The organism is Cellulomonas sp., assembly GCF_036279715.1.
Taxonomy (GTDB): Bacteria; Actinomycetota; Actinomycetes; order Actinomycetales; family Cellulomonadaceae; genus Cellulomonas_A.
This window is the reverse complement of the sequence record NZ_DASUIR010000065.1, coordinates 52,036-68,178: the sequence shown is the minus strand read 5'-3', so window position 1 is coordinate 68,178 and position 16,143 is coordinate 52,036. Positions and strand designations below refer to the sequence as shown.

The following is a 16,143-nucleotide window of genomic DNA, read 5'->3' as shown; positions in this document are numbered from 1 at the left end:
ACCTCCGCAGGGGGCGTCCCGTTCGTCGGGGCGCCCCCTGCGGCGTCCCGACGGCGCAGGGGGCGATCGTCGGGCAGGATGGGCCGCGGCGGTCGACGAGAGGACTCTGGGATGAGCGAGACGGTGGATGACGGCGAGCTCTCGAGGTTCTGGGCCGCAGCCCAGGGCCATGAGGGGCTGGGCAGCTTCGATGTCGTGATGGGGGAGACCCCGTCGGGCGCCGTGCCGCCGCCGGCCTGGTCGTTCGGCGACTCGCCCCAGCTGGCCGACGAGCTGCTCGCGCACGTGCTGAGCGGGGCCAAGACCGCCACATCGACGGCACTCTGGGAGTTCGAGGCGGGCGGCGAGGAGCTGCCGGAGGTCGGCAGTGCGGCGATCCTGCTCGACGGCGGGGGGCATCCGCGGGCGTTCATCCGGACGACCTCCGTGCGGGTCGTGCCGTTCGGTGAGGTCGACGAGGAGTTCGCGGCGGCCGAGGGCGAGGGTGACGGCTCCCTCGCGGCGTGGCGGAGCAGCCACGAGCAGTACTTCCGGCGGCGTGCGACGGACGAGGGCGGTCAGCCGTTCAGCGAGGACCTGCCGGTCGTGCTCGAGGAGTTCGAGCTGCGCTATCCGGATGCGTCCACCCGCTGAGATATCCGTCCCGACCCTTGGGACGAGCGGTAGCCTTTCGACATGGTCGAGAACAGCGCAGCCCGTGACATCCGCCTCGCCGTCGTGGCGGGTGACGGCATCGGCACCGAGGTCGTCGAGCAGGGTCTGCGGGTGCTCGACGCGGCGCTCGTCGGCACGGGGGTGCGTGTCCTGCCGACCGAGTTCGACCTCGGGGCGCGGCGGTGGCACGCGACGGGGGAGACCCTCACCGACACGGACCTCGACGCGATCCGTACCCACGACGCGATCCTGCTCGGCGCGATCGGCGACCCGGGCGTGCCGTCCGGCGTGCTCGAGCGGGGGCTGCTCCTGAGGCTGCGGTTCGCCCTCGACCAGTACGTGAACCTGCGCCCGAGCCGCCTGTACCCGGGCGTGACGTCCCCGCTCGCCCAGCCCGGCGAGATCGACTTCGTCGTCGTCCGCGAGGGCACCGAGGGGCCGTACGTCGGCAACGGCGGCGCGATCCGCGCCGGCACCCCGCACGAGGTCGCCAACGAGGTCAGCGTCAACACGGCGTTCGGCGTCGAGCGGGTCGTGCGGGACGCGTTCGCTCGCGCGGCGGCCCGTCCCCGCAAGAAGCTCACGCTCGTACACAAGCACAACGTGCTCGTGTACGCCGGTCACCTCTGGCGGCGCACCGTCGACGCGGTGAACGCCGAGTTCCCCGACGTGACCGTCGACTACCTGCACGTGGACGCCGCGACGATCTTCATGGTGACGAACCCGTCGCGCTTCGACGTGATCGTCACGGACAACCTGTTCGGCGACATCATCACCGACCTGGCCGCCGCGATCACCGGCGGCATCGGCCTCGCCGCCTCGGCCAACATCAACCCGGACCGCACGGCTCCGAGCATGTTCGAGCCCGTGCACGGCTCGGCCCCGGACATCGCCGGGCAGGGCAAGGCCGACCCGACGGCCACCGTGCTCTCGGTCGCCATGCTGCTCGACCACCTGGGCCTGCCCGAGGCCGGCGCCAGGGTCGAGGCGGCGGTCGCCGCCGACCTCGCCGACCGCGGCGCCGCAGCGGGCCGAGTACGGTCGACGGCCGAGGTGGGCTCCGACCTGGCGGCGCGCGTCGCCGGCTGACTCCTCACTCCTCGGCCGTCCTCACCGGTAACGTCAGCATCCGCACCTGGTGAAAGGCCTCCGCTCATGAGCACGACATCCACACCCGCGACCTCGACGTTCGAGATCCGTCGCAGCGACACCCCGGTCCCGGCGGCCGAACGCGCCCAGGCCATGGCAGCACCCACGTTCGGCACGGTCTTCACCGACCACATGGCACGCGCGAGCTGGTCCCTGGCCGACGGCTGGCACGACCGCCGCGTCGAGAAGTACGGCCCGCTGCTGCTCGACCCGGCGACCGCCGTGCTGCACTACGCGCAGGAGATCTTCGAGGGGCTCAAGGCGTATCGCCACGCCGACGGCTCCGTCTGGACGTTCCGTCCGTCGGCCAACGCCGCACGGTTCGCGCGCTCCGCGCACCGGCTCGCACTGCCCGAGCTCACCGAGGCGGACTTCCTGGGGGCCATCACGGCGCTCGTGACGACCGACGTGGACTGGGTGCCGTCGGGCGAGGAGACGAGCCTGTACCTGCGCCCGTTCATGTACGGGTCCGAGCGGTTCCTCGGTGTGCGGCCCTCGCTCGAGGCGGAGTTCCTCGTCATCGCGTCGCCGGTCGGCCCCTACTTCACGCACGGCGTGCAGCCGGTGTCGATCTGGGTCGCGCAGGACTACCACCGCGTGGGCGCGGGCGGCACGGGTGCGGCCAAGTGCGGCGGCAACTACGCGGCGAGCCTGCTGCCCCAGCAGGAGGCCTACGGGCACGGCTGCGAGCAGGTGTGCTTCCTCGACGCCGCCACGAACTCGGTCCTCGAGGAGCTCGGCGGGATGAACGTGTTCATCGTGCACGCCGACGGCACCATCTCGACGCCCGAGCTGACCGGGTCGATCCTCGAGGGCGTGACGCGCTCGTCGGTCATCCGCCTGCTCACCGACGCGGGCCACGAGGTGTCCGAGCGGCGGATCACGCTCGCCGAGCTGCGAGCGGGCCTGACCGACGGCTCGGTCGCCGAGGTGTTCGCGTGCGGGACCGCCGCGGTCATCACGCCGATCGGACGCCTCGCAGGCGAGGGCTTCGACGCCACCGTCGCGGACGGCGCCGCGGGCGACGTCACGATGCGGGTGCGCGCCGAGCTGACCGACATCCAGTACGGCCGGGCGACCGACAGGCACGGGTGGCTCCACCGCCTCGTCTGACGGCTCGAGCACCTTCCCACCACCCATGTCGCGCGGCCCGTGGACCGGCGTGCGGGCCCCCGCGGGCCGTGTGGCATGATGTGGCCTGTGACACACCTTCACTCGCTCCACCTCATTATCGAGTAGCGCGCCTGCACATCGCAGACGCGCAGACCTCCCGTACCCTCGGGGGGTCTTTTTGTTGTCGGGCACCACCCCCGTCCGCCAACGACGTCGTCCCCGCACCGACCTGCCGCCGGCACCACCCCTCGCCGGCCCGGAGGTCACCGCGGAACCAGGACGGCGAACGGCCCCAGCACCGCCCCTGAAATGAGCGCCCACGTGACCAGCCAGACCGCACGTCCGTTCCACGTGTACGACACCACGCTGCGCGACGGCGCCCAGCAGGAGGGCATGAACCTGTCCGTCGGGGACAAGCTCGCGATCGCGCCGCTGCTCGACGAGGTCGGTGTCGGGTTCATCGAGGGCGGCTGGCCGGGGGCGATCCCGAAGGACACCGAGTTCTTCGCCCGGGCGGCCACGGAGCTCAACCTCAAGAACGCGGTGCTCGCGGCGTTCGGTGCGACCCGCAAGGCGGGCGCCGTCGCGTGGCAGGACCCTCAGGTCCGGGCGCTGCTGGATGCGCAGGCGCCGGTCGTGACGCTCGTGGCGAAGAGCGACCTGCGTCACGTCGAGCGCGCGCTGCGCACGACGGGCGAAGAGAACCTCGCGATGATCACCGACACCGTCGAGCTGCTGGTGCGTGAGGGGCGCCGCGTCGTCGTCGATGCCGAGCACTTCTTCGACGGGTACCGCGACAACCCGGAGTACTCGCGGTCCGCGGTGCTCGCGGCGTTCGACGCGGGTGCCGAGGTGGTCGCGCTCTGCGACACCAACGGCGGGATGCTGCCCGACGGCGTCACCCAGGTCGTCTCCGAGATCCGCGCCGCGGTCGGCGCGCACGCGATCCTCGGGATCCACGCGCACAACGACTCGGGCTGCGCGATCGCGAACTCGCTCGCGGCGGTCGCCGCCGGCTGCACGCACGTCCAGGGCACGGTCAACGGCTACGGCGAGCGCACCGGCAACGCCGACCTGCTCGCGGTGGTCGCCAACCTCGAGCTCAAGGGCGGCCGCCAGCTGCTCGCCAAGGGCTCGGACGGCCAGGGCGGCCTGCGCGAGATGACGCGCATCGCCCACGCGATCAGCGAGATCACCAACATCGCGCCCTTCGCGCGGCAGCCGTACGTCGGGGCCAGCGCGTTCGCCCACAAGGCCGGCCTGCACGCGAGCGCGATCAAGGTCGACCCGGACCTGTACCAGCACGTCGACCCGCTCGCGGTCGGCAACGACATGCGCATGCTCATCTCCGACATGGCCGGACGCGCCACGATCGAGCTCAAGGGTCGTGAGCTGGGCTTCGACCTGGCCGGCCAGGGCGAGCTCCTGACGCGCGTCACGAACCGCGTCAAGGACGCGGAGGCCAACGGGTACACGTACGACGCCGCTGACGCGTCGTTCGAGCTCTTGCTCGTCGAGGAGCTCAACGGCGGGCGACCCGACTACTTCCAGGTCGAGAGCTGGCGCTCGATCGTCGAGCGCCAGGGCGGGCGGGATGTCCCGGCGAGCGCCGAGGCCACCGTCAAGCTGCACGCGGGCGGCCAACGGTTCGTCACGACCGGTGAGGGCAACGGCCCGGTCAACGCGCTCGACCACGCCCTGCGCCAGGCGCTGGTGCACGTGTACCCCGAGGTCGAGAAGTTCGAGCTCATCGACTTCAAGGTGCGCATCCTCGACGCGATGCACGGCACCGACGCCGTGACGCGCGTGCTCATCGAGACGAGTGATGGCAAGAGCTCCTGGAGCACCGTCGGGGTCGGCCCGAACCTGCTCGAGGCGTCGTGGGAGGCGCTCACCGACTCGACGATCTGGGGCCTGCACCATCTCGGCATAGCGCCGCGCTGACGTCGGAGCAGCGGGGAGGTCAGGGTGTCGCACGACGAGGCCACGTCCACGGGCGGCCGGGTGCGACGACGCCCCACGTGGCCGTGGTGGATCGTTGCTGCCGTCGTGGTCCTCGCCGGTGCCGTCGCCAGCACCCAGCCCTGGGCAGCCGAGCGGCCGCCCGGCGCGAGCGACGGGCAGACCTCGGTCGCCCCGACGGCCGGCCCGGACGCGACCTCGACCGCACGCACGACGCCGGGCCCGGGTCCCGCCGCGACCGCGCGCCCGGAACCGCCGGTGTTCGACGCGACGACTCTCGCCCTGCTCTTCGTCTCCCCGGAGGAGATCCTCGGTGCCATCCCTGCCGCTGCGGCCGGGATGGCACCGGCGATCACCTCGGGTCAGCTTGCCTGGGGGTTGCCGGCCGGGTCGACGATCGAGCCCGCGACGTGCACGGTCGCGAGCACCGTCGTGGCCGAGGCGCCCGCGGCGTTCGACGTGCGGTCGTGGTCAGGGACGCGCGTCGAGCTCGCCCAGCGGGTCACGGTGCTTCCGGACGTACCGACCGCCGAGGCCGCCTTCCGGCTCCTTGTCACGACCGTCGATGCGTGCGGCGTGTACAGCCAGCTGGACGGGGGCGTCGTGACCTCGACGACCACGGCGTCGCCCGCGACCGAGGCGCAGGGTGGGTACCCGTCGCTCGTCCAGCGCACCGAGCTGAGCGCTGGGGGCGTGGTCGAGCCGCAGCTGCACGGGCACATGCTCGTCGGCAACGCGATCGTGACGTGGACCGCGAGCGCCCGGCCCCAGGACGGTGCGCCGGCGGACGCCGGCGTCGTCGGCTCCGGCGGCACGATCGACGCGATGTTCCAGGCGGTCGCGGCGCGGGCTGCCGCGGCGCTGGCCGCGCAACCGGGCACCTAGGCTGGAGACGTGCGCGGAGAATACAAGGTGCCGGGTGGCAAGCTCGTCGCTGCGGAGGTCGAGGTCGTCGACGGTCGGTTGGCTTCTGTCGCGGTGAGCGGCGACTTCTTCCTCGACCCGGACGAGGCCTTGGCCGTCATGGACGCGGCGCTCGTCGGGCAGGCGGCCGACGCCCGGGTGCCGCAGCTGGCGAGCGCGATCGAGCAGGCACTCGCGGCCGCTGACGTCGACGGCACGCTCTCCGCGCCCGTGACGATGGTGGGCTTCACCCCGGAGGCCGTCGCGATCGCCGTGCGCCGGGCACTGGGCCACGCGACGTCGTGGCAGGACCTGACCTTCGAGCTCATCCACTCGGGTCCGCTGCCTCCCGCGGTGCACGCGGCACTCGACCAGGTCCTGAGCGAAGAGCTGGTCGCCGGTCGGCGCGGTCCGACGCTGCGGTTCTGGGAGTGGGTCGAGCCCGCCGTCGTCATCGGCTCGTTCCAGTCGCTGCGCAACGAGGTCGACCCCGAGGGTGCCGCACGGCACGGCATCACGGTGGTCAGGCGCATCTCGGGTGGCGGCGCGATGTTCATGGAGGCCGGGAACTGCATCACGTTCTCCCTCGTGGTGCCGGCGTCCCTGGTCGACGGCCTGTCCTTCGAGCAGTCGTACGCGTTCCTCGACGACTGGGTGCTCGGGGCGTTGGCCGACGTCGGCGTCACGGCTGCCTACGCGGGCCTCAACGACATCGCCTCACCCGAGGGCAAGATCGCCGGTGCTGCGCAGAAGCGGCTGGCGGGCGGCGCGGTGCTCCATCACGTGACCATGGCGTACGACATCGACGCCGACAAGATGCTCGAGGTGCTGCGGATCGGTCGCGAGAAGCTGTCCGACAAGGGCACGACCAGCGCGAACAAGCGCGTCGACCCCGTGCGCTCGCAGACCGGGCTGCCCCGGGAGCAGGTGATCGACGCGTTCAAGGCGCACTTTCGGTCCCGGTACGCCACGGTCGACGGTGCGCTGCGCGACGACGAGCTGGCGCGCTCGTCCGAGCTGGTCGCCACGAAGTTCGGCACCGCGGAGTGGACCGCGCGCGTCCCCTGACCGGCCGCGACCGGTCGCACCGCATCTTCACGGTCCGTCCACAGCAACGAGGCCCGCGCCGGCCCTCGGTCTCCTAGCGTGGCACCATGCCCGATCTGGCGCGGTCCCGTCCGTCCCGGACCCCGCGCCACTCGCGTGCCCGGCGCGACCGCGCAGCGCCGGGGCGCCGCGTCGCGCTCGTGGTCGTCGCGGTGCTCGCGTTCGGTGGGTCAGCGACCGCGGTCGCCGTGTCCCGGCTGCGCGGGAACGTCGGCACCGTCGGATCGCTCGACGGACTGATCGCTGCGCCGACGGGTTCGCCGACGGACCTGCCCGCCGCGGACCTGTCGGCGGGGCGAGCCGTGACGTTCGTGGTGATCGGCTCGGACACGCGCTCGGGTGGTAACGCGGCGATCGGTGGCGAGGTCGACGGGATGCGGGCCGACACGACGATCGTCGTCCACCTCGCAGCCGACCGAAGCCGGGTCGACGCGGTGTCGATCCCGCGGGACTCGGAGGCGAACATCCCCGCGTGCCATCTCGACCGCGACCCCGCGGGCCGCATGTCGCGGCCCCGCACGGACAAGTTCAACGCGGCGTTCTCGATCGGGGGGAGCGCCGGGGACGTCGGTCTGGCCGCGGCGTGCACGATGTCCACGATCGCCGCCATGACGGGCCTGGCGGTCACGGAGTTCGCCCTGGTCGACTTCGCCGGCTTCCAGGGCATGGTCGAGGCGATCGGCGGGATCCGCGTGTGCGTCCCGACGGCCCTCAAGGACTACAAGGACAACACCGAGCTGGACCTGGCCGCGGGCTGGCACGACCTCGACGGGCCGCAGGCCCTCGACTACGTGCGTGCGCGGTACGTCACCGGGAGTGACGGCTCCGACGTCCAGCGCATCGCGCGCCAGCAGGACTTCATCGCGGCCGTCGTACGCAAGGCCCTGTCGGCAGACGTCCTGACGAGCCCGGTCAGCCTCGCCCACTTCCTCGACGCGGGTACCCGCTCCCTGACGATGTCCGACGGGCTGGCGGCGGGGCTGCCCGGGATGGCGTGGGGGCTGCGCGGCATCGATCCGTCGACGGTCACGTTCGTGACGGTGCCGTGGGGGCCGGGCACGAAGGGGCGCATCGTGTGGACCGACGACGCGACGACGTTGTGGGAGCGGATCGCGGCCGACGTGCCGATCACCGGAGTGGTCGACGCGACGGTGGGCGGACCGGTCGTCGAGCCGACGGCGGGGTTGCCGGCCGCTCCTGGCCCGGGCCCCGCCCCGACGCCGGCGCCTCCCCCGCGGACCGGCGTCGACCCGGACGAGGCCCTCTGCGGGCCGTTCTCGTCCTGATAGCGTGCCGGAGCGCGGCATCGTGGCCGCGTCCCGGAGGGAGTGCGATGAAGGGGACCGTCGAGGGGCGCGACCGCGCGACACGAGTCGCGGCCTACGCGCTCTGTGTCGATGACGACCGGGTGCTGCTCGAGCGGTGGCGTAGCCCCAGCGGACCGGCGTGGACGCTGCCCGGCGGTGCGCTCCAGTTCGGGGAGGACCCGCCGACCGCAGTCCGGCGCGAGGTCCTGGCACGCACGTCGCTCGTCGTCGAGGTCCGGGACGTGCTCGGGATCGACTCGTGGCGCGCTTCGCTCGTCCCGTCCAACCGTCGCTCGGCGTCGACCGACACGCACGCGATCCGCATCGTGTACGCGGGTCGCATCGTCGGCGGGCTGCTCGACGACGACCTCGACGCGTCGGCCGAGCGTTTCGGATGGGTCCGGCTGGAAGCGCTCCCGCATCAGCTGAGGGCCGAGCTCGTCGACAGTGCGTTGGCGTGGGCGGCGGTCGGGAGCCTGCAATGACCGCACGGCCGGGGCTCCCCTGCGCAGTGCAGTGCGGCCCGCCGATCGCAGCTGAGGGGCGTCAGGGCGGCCGGGTGCCGAAGACCGCGGTCCCGGTCCTGACGACCGTCGCGCCCTCGGCGATCGCCAGCTCCAGGTCGCGGCTCATGCCCATCGACAGTCCTGTCGCGCCCGCGGTGCCGTCAGAGCCGCTGCGCACGATCCGCTCGCCGAGCTCGCGCAGCAGCGCGTAGCCGGCGCGGACGGCCGACTGCTCGGGCGTGTTGGCGCCGACCGTCATGAGGCCGCGCAGCCGCAGGCCCCCGAGTGCCGCGACCTGCACCGCGAGCTCGACCGCCTGCTGCGGAGCAACGCCGTGCTTGGTCGGCTCGCCCGAGACGTTGACCTGGACGTAGACCTCGAGGACACGGCCGGATCCGAGCGCACGGTCAGCGAGCCGCACCGCGAGGCCGAGGGTGTCGACGGACTCGATGCACGACGCCCAGCGCGAGGCCGCAGCGACCTTGTTCGACTGGAGCGGACCGATGAGGTGCAGCTCGGGGGAGAGGTCGGCGAGGTGCGGCGCCTTGGCCACGAGCTCCTGGACCCGGTTCTCGCCGAGGATGACCGGAGAGCTCGGCCCACGGGTGCCAGGGCGCGCGTCCAGGGCGGTGCGCGCGAGGTTGTCCGCGTCGAGCGCAGCTCGGACCAGCTCGACGGGCACGGTCTTGGTCGCGAGCAGCAGACGCACCGAACCCGCGGGGCGGCCCGCATCGATCTCCGCGGCGGCGATGCGGTCGCGAACCCGCGCGAGGCGACTCGCGACCTTGGCGCGTGCGTCGTCGGAGATCACGAGGCGACACCCTACCGGGGTGATCCCTGGGACGGTCGGCACCCGTGTCAGGGCGATCCCCGATGTCGGACGCACCGCCGGTGGTGGACAGTGGGTGTCGTGAAGACCCTCCTCAACCTGATCTGGCTCGTGCTCGCGGGATTCTGGCTCGCGGTCGGGTACGCGCTGGCCGGCGTCCTCTGCTGCGTGCTGATCGTGACGATCCCGTTCGGCATCGCCTCGTTCCGGATCGCGAACTACGTGCTGTGGCCGTTCGGCCGGACGATCGTGGACAAGCCTGACGCAGGCGGCTGGTCGGTGCTCGGCAACATCATCTGGATCCTCGTCGCCGGGGTGTGGATCGCGATCGCGCACCTCACGACCGCGGCCGCCCTCGCCGTCACGATCATCGGCATCCCGCTCGCGATCGCGAACCTCAAGCTCATCCCGATCTCGCTGCTGCCGCTCGGCAAGCAGATCGTGCCGACCGATCGCGCGTTCGCCGCATACGGCCGTTGAGCTCAGCCGCGGGCGATGTCCGCGACGATCGCGTCCGTCAGGCGCACGAGGTCCTCGGGGGCGAGCTCGACGTCGAGCCCGCGCCGACCGCCCGAGACGAACACGGTGTCGAACAGCCACACCGTCTCGTCCAGCACTGTCGTGTGCGCGGTCTTCTGCCCGAGCGGGGAGATCCCTCCGACGACGTACCCGGTGGCCCGCTCCGCGGCGCTCTTGTCAGCCATCACGGCCTTCTTGCCGCCGACCGCCTGGGCGAGCGCCTTGAGGTCGAGCATGCCCGCCACGGGGACGACCGCGACCGTGAGCGCACCGTCGACGGTCGCCATGAGGGTCTTGTAGACCTGCTCGGGCGGGATGCCGAGCACATGTGCCGCCTCGAGGCCGTAGCCCACCGGGGTGGAGGGGTCGTGCTCGTAGACGTGCGCGGTGTGGGGCACGCCCGCCGCAGCGAGCGCGACGAGCGCCGGGGTGCCGGAGGGGGTGTGGTGCGGCTTGCTCACCGGAGCAGGCTACGGCGCACGGGTGCCGAGAGCTGCGTCAGAAGGCGAGGCCGACGAGGTTGCCGACGCCGTAGGTGATGGCCATGGCGAGGCCGCCGCCGACCACGTTGCGAGCCATCGCGCGGGCGACGGGCGCGCCACCGAGCCGCGCGCTGAGGTATCCGGTGAGCGTGAGTGCGACGACGACGGCGACGAACGTCGCGATGACCCGAGCGGCCGCCGGGGTCGCGAGCACCGCGACGAGGGGGATGATGCCGCCGACGAAGAATGCTGCGAGCGACGCCCCGGCCGCGTGCCAGGCGTTGGTGAGGTGGTGCTCGCCCGAGCCACCACCCTCCCTCGCGCGCTGGATGAGGACACGCTCGGCGTCGCGTTGGCTGCTGACCGACACGTACTCGCCCGAGGCCATCGACAGGGCGCCGGCGACGAGCCCGGCGACGCCCGAGATGGCGATGGCGGACAGCGAGGAGGACGCGGCCGCGACACCCACGACCAGCGCGGCGATGGAGACGATCCCATCGTTGGCGCCGAGGACGGCGGCGCGCAGCCAGTTGAGGCGCGTGGCGCTGGCGCCGTCGATCACCATGCGCGTAGGACCAAGGTCCGGGATTGTCTGAGTGGTCACGCGGTAAGGGTAGAGCGCGCCCGGGGATCTGTCATCGCAGGTTTGGCTGTCCTGACCTGCGCAAACGCAGGATTGGCTTACCTTGCCACGGTGCGTCGGGCCGGGCTCGTTCGGGTCCGGCCCGCGCTCAGAGCGGCCCGACGGCGGCGATCCGCAGCACGACCTCGCCGGCCACGTCGGACCCCTCGAGGTCGACGACGGCGTCGATGCGCCAGTCGTGGTCGCCCGCCGGGTCGTCGAGCAGCTGGCGGACCTCCCACGTCGCGGCCCGTTCGGTGACCTGGAAGAGCCCGGGTCCGCGTGCGGGCGAGCCGGTGAGGATCTCGTCGTGGTCGTCGTAGTACGGGTCGAGCGCATCCGCCCAGCGGTCGGTGTCCCACGGCGCGCCCTCGAGGTCGAGGTCGCCCAGGGCGCCGAGGGCCGCGTATCGCTCGCGGGCCGCCATCTCGACACGTCGGAAGAGCGCACCGCGGACCAGCGCCCGGAACGCGCGCGGGTTGGCCGTGATGGGCGGCGGGGTGTCGTCGTCGATCCCGCCGGGCACGTCTGCGCCGGTCTCGTCGAGCGGGTTGCGCAGCCGCTCCCACTCGTCGAGCAGGCTCGAGTCGGTGCGCCGGACGAGCTCGCCGAGCCACTCGATCAGCTCGCTGAGCTCCTCGGTGCGAGCCTCCTCGGGAACCGTCTGCCGTAGCGCCCGGTAGGCGTCCGCGAGGTAGCGCAGCAGCACGCCCTCGGTACGGTCGAGCGAGTAGACCTGGACGTACTCGGCGAACGTCATCGCCTTCTCGTGCATCTCGCGGACGATCGACTTGGGCGAGAGCTCCTGGTCGGCGACCCACGGGTTGGTGCGGCGATACGTGAAGAACGCTGCGTTCAGCATCTCGGCGAGCGGTCGCGGGTACGTCACGCCCTCGAGCAGCGCCATCCGCTCGTCGTACTCGAGACCGTCCGCCTTCATTGCGGCGACCGCCTCGCCGCGGGCCTTGTTCTCCTGCGCGGACAGCACCTGGCGCGGGTCGTCGAGCGTCGCCTCGATGACCGAGACGACGTCGTGCGCGTACGCCGGGTCCTCGGGGTTGAGCAGGTCGAGCGCGGCGAACGCGAACGGCGACAGGGGCTGGTTGAGCGCGAAGTTCGCGGGGACGTCGACCGTGAGACGGACCGTGCGGCGCACGTGCCCGGTCCCGTCGTCGGGCAGCCGCACGCGTTCCACGACGCCGGCCGTGCGCAGCGAGCGGTAGACGGCCACGGCCTGACGGACGTGCAGGCCGCGCGCACCCTCCGGCTCGTGGTTGTCGGTGAGCAGGCGTGTCATCGCCGCCACGGGGTCGCCCGGGCGCACGAGCACGTTGAGGACCATCGCGTGGGTCACGCTGAAGCTCGACGTCAACGGTTCCGGGGGAGCGTCACGCAGCCGCTCGAAGGTCTTGTCCGTCCAGTTGACCGCGCCGTCAGGCGCCTTCTTGCGGACGATCTTCTTGATCTTCTTGGGGTCGTCGCCCGCCCGGGCGAGCAGCTTGCGGTTCTCGATGACGTGCTCGGGCGCGAGCACGATGACCTCGCCGACGGTGTCGAAGCCGGCCCGGCCGGCGCGCCCGGCGATCTGGTGGAACTCGCGCGCCGACAGGTGCCGCATGCGCACGCCGTCGTACTTCACGAGCGACGTGAGCAGGACCGTGCGGATCGGGACGTTGATGCCGACGCCGAGCGTGTCGGTGCCGCACACGACCTGGAGCAGGCCCTTCTGGGTCAGGCGCTCGACGACGCGGCGGTACTTGGGCAGCATCCCGGCGTGGTGGACCCCGATCCCGTGGCGCAGCAGCCGCGACAGCGTCTTGCCGAACCCCGGGCCGAACCGGAACGCGCCCAGCTCGTCGGCGATCAGGTCGCGCTGCTCGCGGCTCGCGAGGGTCATCGACATGAGAGCCTGGGCCCGCTCGACGGCCTCACGCTGGGTGAAGTGGACGACGTAGACCGGGGAGCGCCGGGTCCGGACGAGCTCCTCGAGCAGCTCGTGGAGCGGCTCGATCGCATAGGAGAACGTCAGTGGGACGGGCCGCTCGGCGTCCGCGATGACCGCCACCGGGACGCCCGTGCGGCGCGCGATGTCCTCGGCGAAGAAGCTGACGTCACCGAGCGTCGCGGACATCAGGATGAACTGCGCGTGCGTCAGCTCGAGCAGCGGGACCTGCCACGCCCAGCCCCGCTGCGGGTCGGCGTAGAAGTGGAACTCGTCCATGACGACCTGGCCGACGTCCGCGTCGTCGCCGTGACGCAGCGTGATGTTCGCCAGGATCTCCGCGGTGCAGCAGATGATGGGCGCGCCGGGGTTGACCGCCGAGTCGCCCGTCATCATGCCGACGTTCTGCGAACCGAAGGCCGCGACGAGCGAGAAGAACTTCTCGCTCACGAGCGCCTTGAGCGGCGCCGTGTAGTAGGTGCGCCGGCCCTGCGCGAGGGCGATGAAGTGCGCCGCGATCGCGACGAGCGACTTCCCGGACCCCGTGGGCGTCGACAGGATGACGTGCGATCCGGTGACGAGCTCGAGCAGAGACTCCGCCTGGTGCGGGTACAGCGCGAGGCCCTGGTCGGTCGCCCAGCCCACGAACGCGTCGTAGAGCGCGTCGGGGTCGGAGGGGTCGGCGGGGATCCGCTCGGCGAGGTTCAACGGGCGTGGGGGAGCGGGCACAGGACCATCCTCCCAGCCTCGTGCGTCGCAGGGGCGCGGCGGGGGGCCAGGAGCGCTAACGTCCCGTCATGGGCAAGAAGAAGGCGGGCGCGAGCCGAGGTCCCCAGCTGTCCGACAAGGTCTACGAGGCCGAGCTGTTCCGGCTGCAGTCGGAGCTCGTCAAGGTCCAGCTGTGGGCCAGGGCGACGGGTGCGCGGATCGTCGTGATCTTCGAGGGGCGGGACGCCGCCGGCAAGGGCGGCACGATCAAGCGCATCACGCAGTACCTGAGTCCCCGCGTCGCCCGCATCGCGGCGCTGCCGACCCCGACCGAGCGGGAGCGCGGCGAGTGGTACTACCAGCGGTACATCGCACACCTGCCGGCTGCCGGCGAGATCGTCCTGTTCGACCGCTCCTGGTACAACCGGGCCGGGGTCGAGCGCGTCATGGGCTTCTGCACCCCGCAGGAGTACACGCGGTTCATGCGTCAGACGCCGATCTTCGAGCAGATGCTGATCGACGACGGGATCCTGCTGCGCAAGTACTGGTTCTCGGTCTCGGACGCCGAGCAGCTGCGGCGCTTCCGCTCACGCCTGCACGACCCGGCGCGGCAGTGGAAGCTCAGCCCGATGGACCTCGAGTCGATCAACCGGTGGGAGGACTACTCCCGCGCGAAGGACGAGATGCTGGTGCACACCGACGTGCCGGCGAGCCCGTGGTTCATCGTGGAGTCCGACGTCAAGAAGAACGCACGGCTCAACATGATGGCGCACCTGCTCTCGACGATCCCGTACACCGACGTGCCCCACGAGAAGGTCGTGCTGCCCGACCGGCCGCCTGCGTCGAGCGGCTACGTGCGGCCCCCGCGGGAGCTGACGACCACGGTGCCCGACCATGTCGCCCAGCTGCTGGGCGACCCGGAGAAGAACATCTGAGGTGTATCGCGGTGGGTGCCGCGAGGGGCAGCGCGCGCGCTGTCAGGCGGTGCGCACGGCCACGACGACGGCGTCGAGCGCGGGGCGCGGCGCTCCCTCGACGGCTCGCGCTCGACGCTCCGCGAGCCGCACCTCGACCCCCGCCGACCCGGCCAGGTCCGCGGCGACGTCCTGCGCCGTGAACAGCACCGTCGCGTCGGACGGCCCGCCTGCACCCTCGGCCGGGTTGGTCAGGTCGTGGCCGACGACGAGGAGGGTGCCGCCCGGTGCGAGCGCGCGCGCCGCGGACCGGACGAGCGCGCGTCGGTCGGCGGCGAGCAGGTGGATGTACATGACCAGGACCGCGTCCTGCGAACCGGGCTCGGGTGCGTACGTCAGCAGGTCGGCGTGGACCCAGTCGATGCGCGCGGTCGTGCCGGGTGCGTCGGCCGCCTGGACCGCGCGGGCGGTGCGGAGCGCCTCGGCGGAGAAGTCGACAGCCGTCACGTCCCAGCCGAGCTCCGCGAGCCACAGCGCGTGCCGGCCCTCACCCGTGCCGAGGTCGAGCGCGGTGCCGGGCCTCAGGTCGCCGAGTGCCTCGACCGCCCACACGTTCGGCTGCGGCGTCCAGACCCGGCCGCCCGCGGCATACCGCGCATCCCAGGCGGCCGCGTCCATGCCGGTGGTGCTCATGCCAGGGACAGGAACAGCTTCTCGAGCTTCGCGACGTCGAGCTGCTCTTCGCCGTCCGTCTGCGTGAGGCACTGCCGCATCCCGGTGGCGATGATCGCGAACCCGGCACGGTCGAGAGCGCGGCTCACCGCGGCGAGCTGCGTGACGATGTCCTCGCAGTCGCGACCCTCCTCGAGCATGCGCTGGACGCCGGCCAGCTGGCCCTGGGCGCGCTTGAGCCGGTTGATGACCTTGCCCATCTCGGTGCGGTCGAGCTCCATGCCGATCCTCTTCTCTCGTCCCGCCAAGGTTACCCGCCTGGGTATCAGCTGATCTGGGACGCTCACGTCGTGGGCACGAGGCTGCGCAGCGCGGCGCCGAGCCGGTCGGCTGCCTCGTCGGCCACTGCCGCGAGGGCTGCGTTGCCGGTCAGGGTGACCATGACCTGCGGGTCGATCGCGGCGACCTCGGTGCGACCGTCGGGCAGCGACCGGACGACGACGTTGCACGGCAGCAGCAGGCCGATCTGGTCCTCGACCTGCAGCGCGCGATGGGCGAGCGGCGGGTTGCACGCGCCGAGGATGACCTGAGGGGCGATGTCGACGTCGAGCTTGGCCTTCAGGGTGGCCGCCATGTCGATCTCGGTCAGGATGCCGAAGCCCTGCGCCTTGAGCGCGTCCTTGACGGCCGCGAGGGTCGGGCCGAAGGGCTGGTCGACCGTGGTGGTGGTGCCGTAGCTCATCTGCGGGCCTCT

The 16,143-nt window shown here is 72.1% G+C and carries 17 protein-coding genes; 10 read left to right on the top strand and 7 right to left on the bottom strand.

Going from position 1 to position 16,143, the window contains the following annotated elements; all coding sequences use genetic code 11:
• Nucleotides 1–111: 111 nt before the first annotated feature.
• The 8 genes from VFW79_RS06910 (at nucleotide 112) to VFW79_RS06875 (ending at nucleotide 8,680) form a co-directional block, all read left to right on the top strand.
• On the top strand, nucleotides 112–633 hold the full coding sequence (locus tag VFW79_RS06910) for an ASCH domain-containing protein (protein ID WP_329676577.1): 522 nt from the start codon (nucleotides 112–114) through the stop codon (nucleotides 631–633).
• Nucleotides 634–675: 42 nt separating this feature from the next.
• On the top strand, nucleotides 676–1,743 hold the full coding sequence (locus VFW79_RS06905; protein ID WP_329676576.1) for a 3-isopropylmalate dehydrogenase: 1,068 nt from the start codon (nucleotides 676–678) through the stop codon (nucleotides 1,741–1,743).
• Nucleotides 1,744–1,809: 66 nt separating this feature from the next.
• Nucleotides 1,810–2,916, top strand: a complete 1,107-nt coding sequence (locus tag VFW79_RS06900; RefSeq protein WP_329676575.1) for a branched-chain amino acid aminotransferase — start codon at nucleotides 1,810–1,812, stop codon at nucleotides 2,914–2,916.
• 321 nt (nucleotides 2,917–3,237) lie between these two features.
• Nucleotides 3,238–4,860: a citramalate synthase gene (cimA, locus tag VFW79_RS06895; protein ID WP_329676574.1), complete on the top strand. Its 1,623-nt coding sequence runs from the start codon at nucleotides 3,238–3,240 to the stop codon at nucleotides 4,858–4,860.
• 24 nt (nucleotides 4,861–4,884) lie between these two features.
• Complete coding sequence (locus VFW79_RS06890; protein WP_329676573.1) at nucleotides 4,885–5,763, top strand: hypothetical protein; 879 nt, start codon at nucleotides 4,885–4,887, stop codon at nucleotides 5,761–5,763.
• Between the two features lie 9 nt (nucleotides 5,764–5,772).
• Nucleotides 5,773–6,849, top strand: coding sequence for a biotin/lipoate A/B protein ligase family protein (locus tag VFW79_RS06885; RefSeq protein WP_329676572.1), 1,077 nt, complete (start codon nucleotides 5,773–5,775; stop codon nucleotides 6,847–6,849).
• 86 nt (nucleotides 6,850–6,935) lie between these two features.
• Complete coding sequence (locus tag VFW79_RS06880; protein ID WP_329676571.1) at nucleotides 6,936–8,174, top strand: LCP family protein; 1,239 nt, start codon at nucleotides 6,936–6,938, stop codon at nucleotides 8,172–8,174.
• Between the two features lie 47 nt (nucleotides 8,175–8,221).
• Nucleotides 8,222–8,680 (top strand): NUDIX domain-containing protein, encoded by a 459-nt coding sequence (locus VFW79_RS06875; protein ID WP_329676570.1) that lies wholly within the window; start codon nucleotides 8,222–8,224, stop codon nucleotides 8,678–8,680.
• 61 nt (nucleotides 8,681–8,741) lie between these two features.
• Here the strand turns inward: VFW79_RS06875 and VFW79_RS06870 are convergent, their stop codons facing one another.
• Entirely contained in the window at nucleotides 8,742–9,512 is a 771-nt protein-coding gene (locus VFW79_RS06870; protein ID WP_329676569.1) for a YggS family pyridoxal phosphate-dependent enzyme, read from the bottom strand.
• 99 nt (nucleotides 9,513–9,611) lie between these two features.
• On the opposite strand from VFW79_RS06870, the gene VFW79_RS06865 reads away from it, so the two are divergent.
• The gene (locus tag VFW79_RS06865) at nucleotides 9,612–10,010 is read left to right on the top strand and encodes a YccF domain-containing protein (protein ID WP_329676568.1); all 399 of its coding nucleotides are present in this window, start codon (nucleotides 9,612–9,614) and stop codon (nucleotides 10,008–10,010) included.
• A gap of 2 nt (nucleotides 10,011–10,012) precedes the next feature.
• On the opposite strand, the gene ybaK is transcribed toward VFW79_RS06865, so the two are convergent.
• The 3 genes from ybaK to VFW79_RS06850 form a co-directional block, all read right to left on the bottom strand.
• Nucleotides 10,013–10,510, bottom strand: a complete 498-nt coding sequence (ybaK, locus tag VFW79_RS06860; RefSeq protein WP_329676567.1) for a Cys-tRNA(Pro) deacylase — start codon at nucleotides 10,508–10,510, stop codon at nucleotides 10,013–10,015.
• Between the two features lie 37 nt (nucleotides 10,511–10,547).
• Entirely contained in the window at nucleotides 10,548–11,096 is a 549-nt protein-coding gene (locus VFW79_RS06855; RefSeq protein ID WP_414647900.1) for a VIT1/CCC1 transporter family protein, read from the bottom strand.
• A gap of 166 nt (nucleotides 11,097–11,262) precedes the next feature.
• On the bottom strand, nucleotides 11,263–13,824 hold the full coding sequence (locus VFW79_RS06850; protein WP_329676565.1) for a DEAD/DEAH box helicase: 2,562 nt from the start codon (nucleotides 13,822–13,824) through the stop codon (nucleotides 11,263–11,265).
• Nucleotides 13,825–13,892: 68 nt separating this feature from the next.
• On the opposite strand from VFW79_RS06850, the gene ppk2 reads away from it, so the two are divergent.
• Nucleotides 13,893–14,738, top strand: a complete 846-nt coding sequence (ppk2, locus tag VFW79_RS06845) for a polyphosphate kinase 2 (RefSeq protein ID WP_329676564.1) — start codon at nucleotides 13,893–13,895, stop codon at nucleotides 14,736–14,738.
• Nucleotides 14,739–14,780: 42 nt separating this feature from the next.
• Here the strand turns inward: ppk2 and VFW79_RS06840 are convergent, their stop codons facing one another.
• From VFW79_RS06840 to VFW79_RS06830, 3 genes are all read right to left on the bottom strand, one after another.
• Nucleotides 14,781–15,410 carry a class I SAM-dependent methyltransferase gene (locus VFW79_RS06840; RefSeq protein ID WP_329676563.1) on the bottom strand — a complete coding sequence of 210 codons (630 nt, stop codon included), beginning with the start codon at nucleotides 15,408–15,410 and terminating at the stop codon, nucleotides 14,781–14,783.
• On the bottom strand, nucleotides 15,407–15,670 hold the full coding sequence (locus tag VFW79_RS06835; RefSeq protein ID WP_329676562.1) for a metal-sensitive transcriptional regulator: 264 nt from the start codon (nucleotides 15,668–15,670) through the stop codon (nucleotides 15,407–15,409). The genes VFW79_RS06840 and VFW79_RS06835 overlap by 4 nt, the downstream gene beginning before the upstream one ends.
• Before the next feature lie 62 nt (nucleotides 15,671–15,732).
• Entirely contained in the window at nucleotides 15,733–16,131 is a 399-nt protein-coding gene (locus VFW79_RS06830; protein ID WP_329676561.1) for a DUF302 domain-containing protein, read from the bottom strand.
• Between the last annotated feature and the right edge of the window lie 12 nt (nucleotides 16,132–16,143).